Below are 17,664 nucleotides of genomic sequence, written 5' to 3' on the forward strand. Positions count from 1 at the left end.
AAGGGAGGCGATATGCCGAAAGAGATAACGCGACGCGCGTTTGTCACCGCCTGTTCTGTGCTGGCGGCCGCGCCGCTGGTAGGCGTTCGGGCCGCCAAAAACGCTGCCACGGTGGAGATCAGCCGGTATGACCTTCGTGACGGCATTGCCGCATTTAAGAAGGCCTTTACCGAGGGTGATACCGTCGTGGTGCCTGCGGACGTCACCTGCGAGAACATCAATGCCGCCATTTTTATCCCGGAGGGCAAAACCCTGCGCATTCTCGGCGCGATGACCGGCAATGGCCGCGGGCGGCTGGTATTGCAGGATGGCAGCAAGGTAATCGGGGAAGGGAAGGGGCGCAGCGAAAACATCACCCTCGACGTGCGCGGTTCTGACTGCGTGATCCAGGGCCTGACGATGAGCGGCTATGGCCCGGTGACCCAGATTTACATTGGCGGTAAACAAAAGCGGGTGATGCGTAATCTGCTGATCGACAACCTGCGGGTCACTAAAGCCAACTATGCAATTTTGCGTCAGGGTTTTCATAACCAGGTGGATGGCGCCCGCATCACCAACTGTCACTTCAGCTATCTGCAGGGCGATGCCATTGAGTGGAACGTGGCGATCAACGACCAGAACATCCTGATCTCAGACCATGTCATCGACCATATCGACTGCACTAACGGGAAGATCAACTGGGGCATCGGCATCGGATTGGCCGGTAGTACCTACGACAATGCCTACCCGGAAGACCAGGCGGTGAAGAACTTTGTGGTGGCCAATATCACTGGTAGCCATTGCCGCCAGTTAGTGCACGTGGAGAACGGTAAACACTTTATTATCCGTAACGTAAAAGCCCGCAATATCTCCCCGGACTTCAGTAAGAAAGCGGGTATTGATAACGCAACGGTCGCGATATATGGCTGCGATAATTTTGTCATCGATAATGTTGAGATGACCGATAGCGCCGGGATGTTAATTGGCTACGGCGTGATTAAAGGCGACTATTTGTCGATACCGCAGAATTTTCGCCTCAACAATATTCATCTGGATAACCAGAAACTTGCACGAAAGTTGCGCGGAATACAGATCTCCTCCGGCAATAAAACCTCGTTCGTGGCCCTCACTAACCTTGAGATGAAGCGCGCCTCCCTGGAGTTTCATAATAAACCTCAGCATCTTTTTATGCGAAATATCAACGTGATGCAGGATGCAGACAGGGGCCCAGCCCTGAAGCTGAATTTCGATCTGCGCAAAGATGTGCGCGGGAAGTTTATGGCGCGAGACGAGACGCTGCTTTCGCTGGCGAACATTAATGCTGTTAATGAAAAAGGACAAAGTTCGGTCGATATCGACCGAATTGACCATCATACGATCAATACGGAACGGCTGAATTTTAACCTGCCGAAGCGCTAAATATTAACCAGACGGCATTTTGCGAGGATTCCTGGAATTAAAGGGCGAGTATTCGGATTGCATCTGCTGGAATTTACGCTGTAATTGCGTAACATCATCTCCAGATTTGTAGCAATTCGTGCTGGCGAAACCAGGCTAAAGGGCTATAATTCGGCAACCATTTTAAGGTGGAAGAAATATGATTAATTTGAAAGCAGTCATTCCGGTAGCCGGTCTCGGCATGCATATGCTCCCGGCCACAAAAGCCATTCCTAAAGAGATGCTGCCGATCGTTGACAAGCCGATGATTCAGTACATCGTCGACGAGATTGTTGCTGCAGGGATCAAAGAAATCGTTCTGGTTACGCACTCCTCCAAGAATGCGGTAGAAAACCACTTCGACACCTCCTACGAACTTGAAGCCCTTCTGGAGCAGCGCGTTAAGCGTCAGCTGTTGGCGGAAGTGCAGTCCATCTGCCCACCGGGCGTGACCATTATGAACGTTCGCCAGGCGCAGCCGCTGGGGCTGGGCCACTCTATTCTGTGCGCGCGTCCTGTCGTGGGGGATAACCCGTTCGTGGTCGTCCTGCCCGATATCATTCTGGACAACGCCTCTGCCGATCCGCTGCGCTACAACCTGGCGGCAATGGTGGCGCGTTTCAACGAGACGGGCCGTAGCCAGGTGCTGGCGAAGCGCATGAAAGGCGATCTGTCTGAATACTCCGTTATTCAGACCAAAGAGCCATTGGATACTGAGGGTAAAGTCAGCCGTATCGTTGAATTTATCGAGAAGCCGGATCAACCGCAGACGCTTGATTCCGATCTGATGGCGGTGGGCCGCTATGTGCTCAACGCAGAAATCTGGGCTGAACTGGAGCGTACCGAGCCAGGCGCCTGGGATCGTATTCAGCTGACGGATGCTATCGCTGAGCTGGCGAAAAAGCAGTCTGTGGACGCTATGCTGATGACCGGTGACAGCTACGACTGCGGTAAGAAACTGGGATACATGCAAGCCTTTGTTCAGTATGGCCTGCGTAACCTGAAAGAAGGGCAGAAGTTCCGCGAAAGCATGACGAAGCTCTTAAATAACAATTAACCGTTGTTCGTCGTAATCTGAACGGCAGTGGATCATTCCGGGCTTTCATAGGCCATGTGAATGACACTGCCGTTTCTTTTTTTAAATAAATTCCTAATTTTCAGTGAGTTAACTGCTGGCTTTTTGTTTTATTAGCCCTATTTTTCCCTTGTTTCTGCCAGCATTTAAGACGACAATTATTAATTGATTTGCGCGCCACCCTGTTGCCATTATGCTGGGGGCTGGCGGCAAAATACCTTTTAATGACCACGTTCAGTGCACTGGTAGCTGTTAAGCCAGGGGCGGTAGCGTGTCTGATTTCTGTTCAGGCTGTAATAGCAGCTACAGAATGTGACCATCCTGATATCAATTAACGGAAAAGAACGCGTGAAAATTCTTGTTACTGGCGGTGCGGGTTTCATCGGCTCTGCGGTTGTACGACATATTATTCAAAATACCCAGGATTCAGTGGTTAATGTCGATAAATTGACCTACGCCGGTAACCTGGAATCTCTTGCTGACGTGAGCAACAACCCACGTTACGCTTTTGAGCATGCGGACATTTGCGATAAAGCGGCGATGGACCGTATTTTTGCCGAGCATAAGCCTGATGCGGTGATGCATCTGGCGGCAGAAAGCCACGTTGATCGCTCCATTACCGGACCGGCTGCGTTTATCGAGACCAATATTGTCGGTACCTACGTGCTGCTGGAGGCGGGCCGTGCATACTGGTCTACGCTTGACGAAGAGGCGAAAAAAGCCTTCCGCTTCCATCACATCTCCACGGATGAAGTCTATGGCGATCTACCGCATCCGGACGAGCATCCTGCCTCGACAGAACTGCCACTGTTCACTGAAACAACGGCGTATGCCCCAAGCAGCCCTTACTCTGCTTCGAAGGCGTCCAGCGATCATCTCGTTCGCGCATGGTTACGCACCTACGGTTTCCCGACCATCGTGACCAACTGCTCCAATAACTACGGCCCTTACCACTTCCCGGAAAAACTGATCCCGCTGGTGATCCTCAATGCGCTGGAGGGGAAAGCGCTGCCGATTTATGGCAAGGGCGATCAGATCCGCGACTGGTTGTATGTTGAGGATCACGCTCGCGCGCTCTATACCGTGGTGACCCAGGGTAAACAGGGCGAAACGTACAACATAGGCGGTCACAACGAGAAGCAGAACCTCGATGTGGTGCATACCATCTGCGATTTGCTCGATGAGATCGTGCCTAAAGAGGGCTCGTATCGCGATCAGATCACCTACGTGACTGACCGTCCGGGTCATGACCGTCGTTATGCCATCGATGCTGATAAGATTAGCCAAACGTTGGGCTGGAAGCCGCAAGAGACCTTTGAGAGCGGGATCCGCAAAACGGTGCAGTGGTATCTGGCCAACACCAAATGGGTTGAGAACGTGAAAAGCGGCAACTATCAAACCTGGATTGAACAGAACTACGGAGCTCGTAAGTGATGAATATCCTGTTGTTCGGCAAAACAGGGCAGGTGGGTTGGGAGCTGCAACGCGCGCTCGCTCCCTTAGGTAATTTGATTGCTGTTGATGTGCACTCAGGTGAGTATTGCGGTGATTTCAGCAATCCGGAAGGCATTGCTGAAACCGTACGTCGCATTAAGCCGGATGTCATCGTCAATGCAGCGGCGCACACCGCCGTAGATAAAGCGGAATCAGAGCCGGAATTTGCCCGACGGCTCAATGCCACAAGCGTAGAAGCTATCGCTAAAGAAGCGGAAAAAATTGGCGCCTGGGTTGTTCACTATTCCACGGATTACGTTTTTCCTGGCAATGGGGAGAAGCCGTGGCTGGAGACGGATGCAACCGCACCGCTGAACGTTTATGGCGAAACCAAACTGGCAGGTGAAAAAGCACTCCAGGAAAATTGTGCCCGGCACTTAATTTTCCGTACCAGCTGGGTATATGCGGGCAAAGGGAATAACTTCGCGAAAACCATGTTACGTTTTGCAAAAGAACGCGCGGAAATGTCGGTTATCAACGATCAGTTTGGCGCACCGACAGGCGCGGAATTACTGGCAGACTGTACGGCGCATGCGATTCGTGTAGCTATGAAACAACCCGAAGTTGCAGGCCTTTACCACCTGGTTGCGAGTGGTGTGACAACCTGGCACGACTATGCCGCTCTGGTGTTCGACGAAGCACGTAAGGCAGGCATTGAACTGGCGATTACAAAGCTCAACGCAGTGCCTACCAGTGCTTACCCAACTCCTGCTCGTCGGCCAAATAATTCCCGTCTAAACACGGAAAAATTCCAGCAAAACTTTGATCTCGTATTGCCTGAATGGCAAACCGGGGTAAAACGAATGCTGTCTGAGCTGTTTACGACGACTGCGGTCTGACCTTAAATTTAATGCCCGTATACGGGCATTTTGCCCATAAAGAGATGATGAAATGAAAACGCGTAAAGGGATTATTTTAGCCGGTGGCTCAGGAACTCGTCTGTATCCTGTGACGATGGCTGTCAGCAAACAATTGCTGCCAATTTATGACAAACCAATGATTTACTACCCGCTGACGACGCTTATGCTGGCGGGTATTCGTGACATTTTGATTATCAGTACCCCTCAGGATACGCCACGGTTTGAGCAATTGTTGGGTGATGGTAGCCAGTGGGGTCTTAACCTGCGGTACAAAGTCCAGCCTAGTCCTGATGGTCTGGCGCAGGCGTTTATCCTTGGCGAAGAGTTTATTGGTGATGACGATTGTGCGCTGGTACTGGGCGATAATATCTTCTATGGCCATGACCTGCCGAAACTTATGGACTCAGCAGTAAATAAAGAGAGCGGTGCGACCGTCTTTGCTTACCATGTAAACGATCCTGAACGTTATGGCGTGGTGGAGTTCGATAAACAAGGCACCGCTATTAGCCTTGAAGAAAAACCGGCTGAGCCAAAAAGTAATTATGCCGTGACGGGTCTCTACTTCTATGACAACAGCGTGGTTGAAATGGCGAAGAGCCTTAAACCGTCGCCACGTGGTGAGCTGGAAATCACTGACATCAACCGTCTGTATATGGAGCAGGGCCGTCTGTCCGTTGCCATGATGGGACGCGGTTTTGCCTGGCTGGATACCGGTACACATCAGAGCCTGATTGAAGCCAGTAACTTTATTGCGACCATTGAAGAGCGTCAGGGACTGAAAGTTGCGTGCCCGGAAGAGATTGCTTATCGCAAAGGGTTTATTGACGCTGAGCAAGTGAGGGTACTGGCAAAACCGCTGGCGAAGAATGCTTATGGACAATATTTGTTGAAGATGCTGAAAGAATAATCACCATTCTACTCCTGTTATAACACTTACGGCGCAGGAAATTTGCGCTGGAATGAATAATTGATAGAAATAATCAGTTAATTATACTTTACCAGGTTATGCCTGAGTATTTTTTCTAATACTCAATCATTATGTAATATCAACAAAATGTTAAAATAAAAATATGAGTTTAATAAAAAATAGTATGTGGAATTTGGCGGGATATATTATTCCTTCGCTTATAATTATTCCATCTTTAGGCTACCTGGCAAGAGTATTAGGCGCTGAATTGTTTGGTATATATACAATAGCAATTGCAATTGTAGGATATGCAGGTATTTTTGATGTCGGGATCAGTCGAGCTATTATAAGAGAAATCGCGTTATACAGGGAAAATAACGAAGAACGGAAAAAAATAATATCTACAGCCACATCTTTTATATTAATATTCAGTAGTGTATGCATAGTACTACTTTACTTAAATATGCACGAATTAGTTAAGTTATTAAAAGTATCTGAACAATACTTTGATGAGGTTCTAATTTCGCTGAAACTATTGTTATTAACCATCCCCTTCTTTTTGATAAATCAGCTATGGCTATCAATTCTGGAAGGCGATGAAAAGTTTGCGAATATTAATCTTCAGCGTTCAATCAGTAGTTCTTTAATTGCCGGTCTTCCAGCGTTATGTGTTATTTTCTATGGCACACTATATTCAGCTATTTTGGGACTGGTGATATCAAGACTAATGTCGCTAATAATCACATATATAGTTATATTCTTTTCTAAAATAGAGCTAGGTTTTTCATTTCATAAAGATACCTTCAAACGATTAATTTTCTTTGGAGGATGGATTACCGTTAGCAATATTATAAGTCCAGTAATGGTTTATTTTGATCGTTTTATCGTTTCGAACATTATGGGTGCAGCATCGGTTGCATTTTATACTATTCCTTCAGAAGCAGTATCAAGATTGGGCATTTTACCCGCAGCGCTATCACGGGCGATATTCCCTAAATTAAGTAATTTAAAAGATCGTAACGATATTAAAGGTCAAATTGTCTTATCATACAAACTGGCTTCAGCTGCTTGTCTACCAATAGTCGTAGCAGGGATTATCTTATCACCACAAATAATATATTATTGGATGGGTGAAGCGTACGTTGAAAATTGTGTGCCTATTTTGCGTACATTATTAATTGGCTTTTTCTTTAATAGTATTGCTCAGATTCCATTTGCATCGATTCAGTCAGCAGGGAAAGCAAAAACAACGGCCTTGCTTCATTGTGCTGAAATAGTGCCATATCTTCTACTGCTTTATTTTATGATCGACCACTTTGGAATTATTGGTGCGGCGTTTGCCTGGACTGCTCGGATGATAATTGATTGCATAATTTTAATAGTGTTGTCGTTGAAAACACACTCATTTAAATAAGGTGAGATATGTACGATGTAATAATGGCAACATACAATGGTGAAAAATATGTTGTCGAGCAACTTGATAGTATTATAAATCAAACAATAAAACCCAATACTGTTATCATCAGGGACGATTGCTCAACGGATAATACAGTTAAAATCATTAACGATTATATTAAAAAATATACTGGAGACGTTAATTTTGAAATTTTAGATTCAACAAAAAATCTCGGCTATATTAAGAATTTCGAAGCTTTAGCAAAAGCAGCAAGATCTGAATTTGTTTTTTTCTGTGATCAAGATGATGTCTGGATAAACAATAAGGCTGAGACATTCTTAAAAAGAGCTGAAGAAAAACCAAATGTAAATTTATTATTTAGCGATGCTAGACTGGTTGATGATAAATTACAGAATATTGGTTTTCTGTGGGAGAATATTAAATTCGATCCTACACAAGAACTTACCCTACCAAGATTATTCAAAAAAAGCATTGTCACAGGTGCTACGATGCTGTGTAGAAGAGATTTTCTACAGTCGCTAATACCTTTCCCAGAAAATCTGCCTCACGATCTATGGCTCTCAACCTGTTCAACATATGAGGGATCAATTGATTTCTGTAATGATCAACTAGTTAAATATCGGCAGCATTCCAATAATCAAATTGGTGTTAAAAGAAGTCATTTTATAAAAAAAATAGCCACACCTTTTGAACCAGAGAAAATAAAATATCGAATTGCGCACTATAGAAATAATTATTTAACTAATGAGTCCATGGCTACGTTTTTACTTGGCTACAGTAATAGCAAAGAGTATCACGAAATAAAGTCATTTTTGATTTTTATAGGCAAAATTTATAATATCAATTTTTATAAATGCGCAGGAAAACACTCTTTTACTCAAAGTATAAAAGCATATATAAAATACAACGATAAAAAAAATGTGCTCTTCAATATGATTGATTTAATCTATGTTCATATATTTGGAATTAAGAAAGAGAGCGTAAATGAAGATTAGGTTATTAGTAGTTATTTATAATAAACACATTGAAAACAATATTACTATAACGAGTGCAACCAACGCGGCAAAAATATTCTCTGATTTTGAAATTATAGTTTGGGATAACAGCACAGACTCAGTATGTCGTTCTACAAATGAATATTATGCCCAAGAGTATCCATTGACATACTTGACGAATAATGAGAATGCGAAATTAAGTTGGGTTTATAATAAAATAATTAAAGAGCATCAGTTCGATTATCTAATTATCTCTGATGATGATTCTGAGTATAGTGAGGAATATTTCAAAAAATTACAGAGCGCACTATTAACAGGTAATTTAGTTTCAGTACCGCAAATATACGTTAATGATAAATTGCGCAGTCCAGCCAAAATGGGTTTAATAGTAGGTAAACACCTTGATAATATCGAATCTGGCACGCATAAAAATCTCATAGCTATTACAAGTGGTATGGTTATATCATCAAAATTAAAAAGTATAATATCACCTATTTTCGATGAGAATCTATCATTTTATGGCGTTGATACTGAATTTTTTCTGAGACTCTCACAGCATAACATACCTTTACACGTATTGAACGTTAGGTTGACTCATGAGATGGCTATGCACAGTGAAGAGTATAAATTAGGAAAAAAAGATCTTTCTACCAATTTCAGGTATATTAATAATAAACAAGCTACAATATATATATGTAAGAAACAATCATATTTTCGTGGTATGCTTGCAAAAGTTTATTATTTATTATATGAACATTTAAAAATTAAGTAACATAAAAATTAGAACAGTTATATGATAATATACCAGTTAACAGATTTAATTGTATTTTTTAGTCTCCTGGCTTCATTATTATTATTAGGAATGAGGAAAAATGTAACCCATTTTTTATCTTTAATGACACTGCTTTATTGTTATTACGATTGGATTTATTTGCAGTTAAAAGATGCTACTCATTATGAGATAATGTTCTTTTCGGGTTACACTAAAGAAATTGCGATATATATACTTATCTCTGCCCTGCTTATTAAATCAATAAAAATAAAAAAGAATTTTCTTAGGGTGGCACTTTCTTTAATGATAATATTAGTTGCATCGGTTATTGGTATATCAAGTCAAGGCTTTTCTGATTTTATAATTGGATTCAATTCTTACATACCAATGCTTTTGTTGCTTTTTATATTGCGAGTATTAAGACGGGAAATTGACATTACTAAATATCTTCATGTAGTAATAATTGCGGTTATTATTCCTAATGTCTGCTATTCTATCTATCAATATTTATATTATACAAGACTGGAAAATTTTTGGTTCTATGATGCTTTTATCCATTCAGGTTTTGCATTGAATGAGTGGGATTATTTCCGTGGCGACTCGGTTCGTGTTTTTGGATTTTTTAGTAATACATTATCGCTAACTTTTTTTTGCTTCTTTACTCTGCTGGGTATATTAACATATCTTAGATTGGGACGGTTTATATTTGCAGCGCTTACAATTGCACCGATGCTCCTCTCAGGTACCCGTACTGTATTTATTTCTTTGTTTTTATATTTTGCTTTAATATTTATTTATAAAGTTAATATCCCAAGGAAGTTAAAAGCATATTTGTATTTTGGCACTTGGATCTCAGCATTCCTTAGTACAATATTTATTATACTAACATTCAGCTCTGAAGAGTCCTCTTTAGGTCGGGTCGTTCAATGGAATGACGCCATAAAGGAACTGATGTCTAATCCATTGGGTCATGGTATCGGTTACGCTGGAGTAGGTTTGACAATTTGGCCTGATTCAAATGTTATTGCATTTATTTATATGGCTGGTGTCATTGCTTTATTCATTACTCTCTATATTATATATGCTTACTCTAAAAAATTATCCTTTAGCGATAATTTATCGTTCTTATTTATTATATTATCGTTATTCGTAGCAATGTACCAAAACGTAAGTCCTACAATCATGCTACCTATTATTGCTCTCGGCATAAATAAAAGAATTTTAAATTATACTCTTAATTCTAAACTAACAAGTAATTGAAATCGCATTTATCATGTATCTTCGATTCGCCACAATTTAGTTAAATAGTAATTAACGGATATTTAAGATTAACCTTATCTGGATAAATATGACAAACAAAGTTGATGCGACGTGCAGTAGAAATTTTTATTTTATTCATCTCTACAATGATCACAGTGGAAGCCCTAGAGTATTGCGTGAGATGGTTGATTCTATATCTGATAATCGTCACATTATAACAAGTAATACCGATGGGATTTTATCTGGAATAAATGGTGTGACATATAGCAAATTTAGATATTTTCCTGCAAGAAACCTTTTTTTTAAGCTCTTCTTTTATTTAGTTGCAAATATAAATATTTTCTTTATTTTGTTAAGGTTGCTCATAGTCAACAGAAAGACCAAAAATATAGTCATTGTGAATACTATGCTTCCATTTGGAGCCTTGCTGGCGTCTAAACTCACCAATACCCCCGTTACTTCATACGTTCACGAGACATCAGTAAGGCCAGCTCTACTGAAGAAATTTCTAAGAGCTGTAATTGAAGTATGTGCCAGTAACGTTATCTTTGTCTCAAAATTTTTATTTGATAAAGAAAAATTCAAAAGAATTACTAATCAAGAAATTATTTATAATCCTGTAAGTCCGAATTTGGTTTCGGCACCAAAAGACATTAATTATATTGGGAAATTTAATGCCAGAAATGTAATTTTCATTTCATCCTTATTGGCGTATAAAGGGATAGCAGATTTAATTGATATTGCCAAGCTGTCTTTAATGGCAGAAGATCAAATTATTTACACTCTGGTTCTGAACTGCACTGAAAAGCAATTGGAAGAGTTTTTAACAGAACAAGTATTACCCCAAAATATTCAAGTAATATGTAGACCTGATGATTTGAGAAAGCTGTACCTGAAGTCATCTTTCGTATTAAACCTAACCCATCCAAATATTTGGTTAGAAACGTTTGGCTTGACCTTAGTTGAAGGTATGGCGAATGGCTGTATACCGATTGGCCCTGTTGCGGGAGCTCCAGTTGAGTTAATCGAAAAAAACTATGGATTCAATATTGATCATAAAGATCATTCATCCATTAGGGATGCAATAGTATCTATTTTATCTGATTTTAAATCATTTGAATTCTATGCTAAAAATGCAAAAACCAAAAGTGACTTTTTCTCTTTAAAAGTTTTTCAAGATAAAATTAATGATTTTATCGATGGCTCCTTTTGAATTAATGAACATAAAATGAAAAAAATATCTATTGTTGGAACTGCTGGTATTCCAGCTTGTTATGGCGGATTTGAAACGCTTGTAGAGAATTTGACTGCTTATTCGTCGGGGACTATCAAATATAACGTCTTTTGCTCTGGTAAAACGTACGAAAAAAAAATAGGAGAATACAATGGCGCGGAGTTGACATATATTGACTTAAATGCTAATGGTATTCAGAGTATTCCTTATGATATTCTCTCTCTTCTTCAATCTCGTAAATCTGATGTTATATTGATTTTAGGCATTTCAGGATGTATTGCTTTACCATTGATTCGGCTCATATCAAATGCCAAAATAATTACAAATATCGATGGGCTCGAATGGAAGCGAAACAAATGGAATTACGCTATTAAAAAGTTTTTAAAATTTTCAGAGTGGCTGGCTGTTAAGTTTTCAAATGTGGTTATTGCTGATAACCAAGAAATAACTAAATATGTAAAAGAAAACTATGGAATTGAGGCTGTAACGATTGCCTATGGCGGCGATCATGTTTTACAAGGTACTGTTGATGTAAGTGCTGATGATTATTATCTTTCACTTTGTAGAATCGAACCAGAAAACAATGTTGAACTGATTCTTGAGACCTTTTCAAAATCAGGTAATAAACTCAAATTTGTTGGAAACTGGAAGAGTAGTGAGTTCGGTAAAAAAATGATTAAAAAATATTGCGAATTCTCCAACATTGAAATGATTGCGCCAATTTATAACATCGATCAGCTATTTGAACTTCGTTCAAAATGTAAAGCCTACGTCCATGGGCACTCTGCTGGCGGCACAAATCCTTCACTTGTAGAAATTATGCACTTTGCTAAACCAGTCTTAGCATTTGATTGTGCTTTTAATCGATACACTACTGATAATACTGCTCTCTATTTTCGCAATGAACTTGATTTAAGCGAAATATTAAATAATGAACAAATGCTGTCCGAACAGTTGCAGAATTGTGCGTTATCTATGAAAGCAATTGCCTGTTCCAGATATACATGGAAGACTATTGCTGAGAGTTATGAAGCACTTTATTAGGTGCGATGTATTACACATAATGCTCACTTAGGTTAACATCTAAGCTACATTTCAAGCCGCGCACTCGGCGTGGTGACCACACCTGACAGGAGTATGTAATGTCCAAACAACAGATCGGCGTCGTCGGTATGGCAGTGATGGGGCGCAACCTGGCGCTGAACATCGAAAGCCGTGGTTATACCGTCTCCGTTTTCAACCGCTCCCGTGATAAAACTGAAGAAGTGATTGCCGAGAACCCAGGCAAAAAACTCGTTCCGTTCTATACGGTTCAGGAGTTTGTTGAATCCCTGGAAACGCCTCGTCGTATCCTGTTAATGGTGAAAGCTGGCGCTGGCACTGATGCTGCCATCGACTCTCTGAAACCTTATCTGGAAAAAGGCGACATCATCATTGATGGCGGCAACACCTTCTTCCACGACACTATTCGTCGTAACCGTGAGCTCTCTGCTGAAGGCTTCAACTTCATCGGTACCGGTGTATCCGGCGGTGAAGAGGGCGCGTTGAAGGGCCCATCTATCATGCCTGGCGGCCAGAAAGATGCTTACGAGCTGGTTGCACCAATCCTGACTAAGATTGCTGCCGTTGCCGAAGATGGTGAGCCGTGTGTGACCTACATCGGTCCGGATGGCGCGGGTCATTACGTAAAAATGGTTCACAATGGTATCGAATACGGCGATATGCAGCTGATTGCTGAAGCTTATTCTCTGCTGAAAGGCGGCCTGAATCTCACTAACGACGAGCTGGCGCAAACCTTCACCGACTGGAACAACGGTGAACTGAGCAGCTACCTGATCGACATCACCAAAGACATTTTCACCAAGAAAGATGAAGAGGGTAAATACCTCGTCGATGTGATCCTTGATGAAGCGGCAAACAAAGGTACCGGTAAATGGACCAGCCAGAGCTCCCTGGATCTGGGCGAGCCGCTGTCCCTGATCACTGAATCGGTCTTCGCACGTTATATCTCTTCTCTGAAAGAGCAGCGTGTAGCAGCATCTAAAGTGCTGACCGGTCCACAGCCGAAACTTGCTGGTGATAAAGCGGAATTTATTGAAAAAGTCCGCCGTGCGCTGTACCTGGGTAAAATCGTCTCTTACGCTCAGGGCTTCTCTCAGCTGCGCGCTGCGTCTGACGAGAACAACTGGGATCTGAACTACGGCGAAATCGCGAAGATCTTCCGTGCCGGTTGCATCATCCGTGCTCAGTTCCTGCAGAAAATTACCGATGCTTACGCTGAAAACGCGAACATCGCTAACCTGCTGTTGGCACCATATTTCAAGCAGATCGCCGATGATTACCAGCAGGCGCTGCGTGATGTCGTCGCTTATGCGGTACAGAACGGTATTCCGGTTCCAACCTTCTCTGCAGCCGTTGCTTATTACGATAGCTACCGTGCCGCCGTGCTGCCTGCCAACCTGATTCAGGCGCAACGTGACTACTTTGGTGCACACACCTATAAACGCACTGATAAAGAAGGTGTATTCCACACCGAGTGGCTGGATTAATCTGATTTAACTCAGTCATGTAGCGAAGCCCGGTGAACATCACCGGGCTTTTTTTATGCGTAATACCCTGCATTACCTCGGCTGATTCAACCGGCATGCCAGACTGCAGCATAAACCACTGTATTTATGCCTTTCTGTAGCCAACCATTCGCCTTGACATCAACTCGACATACGCGGTAAAAACCCCAAAAGTTGCTTATTGCGGTGGGGCGGTAGTCGCTCCCGGACACTTAATCTAAAGAAGTTAACTCGATGAAAATAACAATCTCCGGAACAGGTTATGTGGGTCTCTCAAACGGGATCCTGATCGCGCAACACCATGAAGTGGTCGCACTGGATATCGTGCAGGCCAAAGTTGATATGCTGAACCAGAAGATCTCCCCAATCGTAGACAAAGAGATCCAGGAGTACCTGACCAACAAGCCGTTGAACTTCCGGGCCACCACGGACAAAGTTGATGCCTACAGCGGGGCCGATTTTGTCATCATTGCCACGCCAACCGACTACGATCCGAAGACGAACTACTTTAATACTTCAAGCGTCGAAGCGGTGATTAAGGATGTGACAGCAATCAATCCGAATGCCGTGATGATCATCAAATCGACTATTCCTGTTGGTTTCACTCAGTCGATAAAAGAAGAGCTGGGTATCGATAATGTCATTTTCTCACCAGAGTTTCTGCGTGAGGGCAGGGCATTGTACGATAACCTGCACCCGTCCCGTATCGTCATTGGTGAGCGCTCAGAGCGTGCGGAACGTTTTGCTGCGCTGCTGCAGGAAGGCGCAATCAAAAAGAACATTGATGTTCTGTTCACGGACGCGACAGAAGCGGAAGCCATTAAACTCTTTGCTAATACCTATCTGGCAATGCGTGTTGCCTATTTTAATGAACTGGACAGCTACGCAGAGAGCCTCGGGCTGAACACCCGTCAGATCATCGAAGGTGTGTGCCTCGACCCGCGTATCGGCAACCATTATAACAACCCGTCCTTTGGTTATGGCGGCTATTGCCTGCCGAAAGATACCAAGCAGCTGCTGGCTAACTATCAATCCGTACCGAACAATCTAATCTCTGCCATTGTAGATGCCAACCGGACGCGTAAAGACTTTATCGCCGACTCCATTCTGGCGCGTCACCCGAAAGTGGTGGGCGTGTACCGTCTGATCATGAAAAGCGGCTCGGATAACTTCCGTGCCTCCTCCATCCAGGGGATCATGAAGCGTATTAAGGCTAAGGGCGTACAGGTTATTATTTATGAACCGGTGATGAAAGAAGATGAATTCTTCCATTCACGTGTGGTTCGCGATCTGGATGCTTTCAAAAAAGAGGCGGATGTGATCATCTCCAACCGGATGGCGGAAGAGCTCTCTGACGTGGCGGATAAGGTCTATACCCGCGATCTGTTTGGTAGCGACTGATACTACGGTTAAATAAAAAGCCCGGCATTATCGCCGGGCTTTTTATTACACTTTGTAAAACTCGCGGTACCAGTCAACGAAGTTTTTTACGCCATCTTTCACCGAGGTTTGCGGTTTGAAGCCGATCACCTCGTACAGGGCGGTGGTATCCGCACTGGTTTCCAGCACGTCGCCCGGCTGTATCGGCATCATGTTTTTGTCAGCTTCAATGCCTAAGGCCTCTTCCAGCGCCGTAATGTAATCCATCAGCTCAACGGGCGAGCTGTTACCGATGTTATAAACGCGATACGGCGCCGAACTGGTTGCCGGAGAGCCAGACTCAACCGTCCATTCACTGTCTGCCTGCGGGATTACATCCTGCAGGCGAACAATCGCCTCGGCGATATCGTCGATGTAGGTAAAGTCACGCTTCATCTTACCGAAATTGTATACGTCGATACTCTTGCCTTCTACCATGGCTTTGGTGAACTTAAACAGCGCCATGTCCGGACGACCCCACGGCCCATAAACGGTGAAGAAGCGCAGACCGGTAGTTGGCAGCCCGTAAAGATGGGAGTAGGTGTGCGACATCAATTCGTTGGCTTTTTTGGTCGCGGCATACAGCGAGACCGGGTGATCTACGGAGTCGTCGGTAGAGAACGGCATCTTACGATTCAGTCCGTAAACGGAGCTGGAAGATGCGTAAAGTAAGTGCTGTACTTTATTGTGACGGCAGCCTTCAAGCACGTTGAGGTGGCCTACCAGATTGGCTTCGGCATAAGCATGGGGGTTCTCCAGGGAGTAACGAACACCCGCTTGGGCAGCCAGATGGATCACTCGATCAAATTTTTCATCGGCGAACAGGGTAGCCATACCTTCGCGGTCAGCCAAATCGAGCTTATGGAAGGTGAAGTTCGCGGACGTGAGAAGATCAAGACGCGCCTGCTTCAGGTTCACATCGTAATAGTCATTGAGGTTGTCGATACCCACAACCTGATACCCGGCATCCAGAAGCCGCTTGCTGACATGTGCGCCGATAAAGCCTGCTGCGCCAGTGACCAGAAATTTCATAACTGTCCTCATCTGTTACTTATCGTGCCCGGTGCGTTAAGTACCGGATTTGAGGTATGATAACGCGATGCGCAGGGTTACCAAACATCATATTTTCGATATGCCTCATCGGATTCCTATAGATAATCTGAAAACAATCGATAAACTATATCCCAGACTTTATACTTTGCGCTTATTTGCATTCTAAGGACTATATGATTCACAACAACAATAACGTGGTCACGCGAAGCAGTGACCCTGAGCAGATTGATTTGATTGATCTATTAATGCAACTATGGCGCGGGAAAAGGGTCATTGCTGCGTTTGTCGTCATCGCATTAATTCTTGCTGGCGTGTATTTAGCCTTCGCTAAGGAGAAGTGGACGTCTACAGCAATCATCACTGAGCCTGATGCAGCCCAAATCGGTAGCTATAGTAACGCCCTGAACATTCTGTATGGTACAAACGCACCAAAATTAACAGATATTCAGGAAAGCGTAATTAATCGCTATAACGCCTCATTCTCAGCCTTGTCCCAGACACTGGAAAATAAAGCTGAACCGGAGAAGCTGACTATCGAACCGGTAGTAAAAGGCCAGCCTTTACCCTTGAGTATCAGTTACGTTAATGGTTCGGCTGAGGCAGCACAGAAGCAGGTGGCGCAATATATTCAGCAAATTGATGAGCAAATTCAAAAAGAACTTGAAGTGGATCTCAACGATAACATTAAGCAGCAGGTTGCGACCTTAAAAGATGTATTGAATAACCAGCAAGCTATTGCTCAGGAGCAAAAAGACCTGCGAATCCGACAGATTAATGAAGCGCTGAAATACGCCGAGGCTGCGAACATTACCACCCCAAAAATTCAGCAGACTCAGGATGTCACGCAGGAAACCATGTTCTTGCTAGGTACCGAAGCGCTACAATCCATGATTGCGCATGAATCTTCGCGTCCACTTACGCTATCCGACAGCTACTACCAGAACAAGCAAAAATTGCTGGATATTCAGAAGCTGAAAATCGATCCGACGTCTATCCATGCTTATCGCTACGTGATGAAGCCAGACTTGCCTGTTTATCGCGATAGCCCGAAACGTTCAATCGTACTGGTTCTTGCGGTGCTGCTTGGCGGGATTATTGGCTCCGGCGTTGTCTTAGGCCGCAACGCGCTGCGTAACTATAACGCCAGAGCCTGATACAGATTCAACTGCTAAAAAAACCGGGTTTCCCCGGTTTT

The 17,664-nt window shown here is 43.4% G+C and carries 15 protein-coding genes; 14 read left to right on the forward strand and 1 reads right to left on the reverse strand.

All coding sequences use genetic code 11. The features are described 5' to 3' along the window. The first annotated feature begins 12 nt into the window (after positions 1–12). The 13 genes from wcaM to ugd all read left to right on the forward strand — a co-directional run bounded on the left by wcaM (position 13) and on the right by ugd (position 15,398). Positions 13–1,398, forward strand: coding sequence for a colanic acid biosynthesis protein WcaM (wcaM, locus tag C3406_RS12685; protein WP_103825090.1), 1,386 nt, complete (start codon positions 13–15; stop codon positions 1,396–1,398). 178 nt (positions 1,399–1,576) lie between these two features. Then, a complete protein-coding gene (gene galF, locus C3406_RS12690) occupies positions 1,577–2,473 on the forward strand; it encodes a GalU regulator GalF (RefSeq protein WP_103826470.1) in 897 nt (298 codons plus the stop codon). A gap of 366 nt (positions 2,474–2,839) precedes the next feature. Then, complete coding sequence (rfbB, locus tag C3406_RS12695) at positions 2,840–3,925, forward strand: dTDP-glucose 4,6-dehydratase (protein WP_103825102.1); 1,086 nt, start codon at positions 2,840–2,842, stop codon at positions 3,923–3,925. Next, positions 3,925–4,824, forward strand: coding sequence for a dTDP-4-dehydrorhamnose reductase (gene rfbD, locus C3406_RS12700; protein ID WP_103825092.1), 900 nt, complete (start codon positions 3,925–3,927; stop codon positions 4,822–4,824). The genes rfbB and rfbD overlap by 1 nt, the downstream gene beginning before the upstream one ends. 52 nt (positions 4,825–4,876) lie before the next feature. Then, the gene (gene rfbA, locus C3406_RS12705) at positions 4,877–5,752 is read left to right on the forward strand and encodes a glucose-1-phosphate thymidylyltransferase RfbA (protein WP_103825093.1); all 876 of its coding nucleotides are present in this window, start codon (positions 4,877–4,879) and stop codon (positions 5,750–5,752) included. Between the two features lie 163 nt (positions 5,753–5,915). Beyond that, positions 5,916–7,166, forward strand: coding sequence for a flippase (locus C3406_RS12710; RefSeq protein ID WP_103825094.1), 1,251 nt, complete (start codon positions 5,916–5,918; stop codon positions 7,164–7,166). 8 nt (positions 7,167–7,174) lie between these two features. After that, positions 7,175–8,164 (forward strand): glycosyltransferase family 2 protein, encoded by a 990-nt coding sequence (locus C3406_RS12715; protein WP_103825095.1) that lies wholly within the window; start codon positions 7,175–7,177, stop codon positions 8,162–8,164. Continuing rightward, positions 8,154–8,936, forward strand: coding sequence for a glycosyltransferase (locus tag C3406_RS12720; RefSeq protein ID WP_103826469.1), 783 nt, complete (start codon positions 8,154–8,156; stop codon positions 8,934–8,936). The genes C3406_RS12715 and C3406_RS12720 overlap by 11 nt, the downstream gene beginning before the upstream one ends. Before the next feature lie 21 nt (positions 8,937–8,957). Further along, entirely contained in the window at positions 8,958–10,196 is a 1,239-nt protein-coding gene (locus C3406_RS12725; protein WP_146052602.1) for a hypothetical protein, read from the forward strand. An 88-nt stretch (positions 10,197–10,284) separates the two neighbouring features. Continuing rightward, positions 10,285–11,409, forward strand: coding sequence for a glycosyltransferase family 4 protein (locus C3406_RS12730; protein ID WP_103822489.1), 1,125 nt, complete (start codon positions 10,285–10,287; stop codon positions 11,407–11,409). 15 nt (positions 11,410–11,424) lie between these two features. After that, complete coding sequence (locus C3406_RS12735; RefSeq protein ID WP_103822488.1) at positions 11,425–12,474, forward strand: DUF1972 domain-containing protein; 1,050 nt, start codon at positions 11,425–11,427, stop codon at positions 12,472–12,474. 98 nt (positions 12,475–12,572) lie between these two features. Further along, positions 12,573–13,979, forward strand: coding sequence for an NADP-dependent phosphogluconate dehydrogenase (gndA, locus tag C3406_RS12740; protein ID WP_103822487.1), 1,407 nt, complete (start codon positions 12,573–12,575; stop codon positions 13,977–13,979). Between the two features lie 252 nt (positions 13,980–14,231). After that, complete coding sequence (gene ugd / locus C3406_RS12745; RefSeq protein WP_103822486.1) at positions 14,232–15,398, forward strand: UDP-glucose 6-dehydrogenase; 1,167 nt, start codon at positions 14,232–14,234, stop codon at positions 15,396–15,398. A gap of 45 nt (positions 15,399–15,443) precedes the next feature. Here ugd and C3406_RS12750 read toward each other — a convergent pair whose 3' ends face one another. Then, positions 15,444–16,448 carry an NAD-dependent epimerase gene (locus tag C3406_RS12750; protein ID WP_103822485.1) on the reverse strand — a complete coding sequence of 335 codons (1,005 nt, stop codon included), beginning with the start codon at positions 16,446–16,448 and terminating at the stop codon, positions 15,444–15,446. Between the two features lie 194 nt (positions 16,449–16,642). Between C3406_RS12750 and wzzB the strand changes: the two genes are divergently transcribed. Further along, positions 16,643–17,623 (forward strand): LPS O-antigen chain length determinant protein WzzB, encoded by a 981-nt coding sequence (wzzB, locus tag C3406_RS12755; RefSeq protein WP_103822484.1) that lies wholly within the window; start codon positions 16,643–16,645, stop codon positions 17,621–17,623. Positions 17,624–17,664: the final 41 nt, after the last annotated feature.

Source organism: Leclercia sp. LSNIH8 (assembly GCF_002920195.1).
Classification (GTDB): Bacteria; Pseudomonadota; Gammaproteobacteria; order Enterobacterales; family Enterobacteriaceae; genus Enterobacter.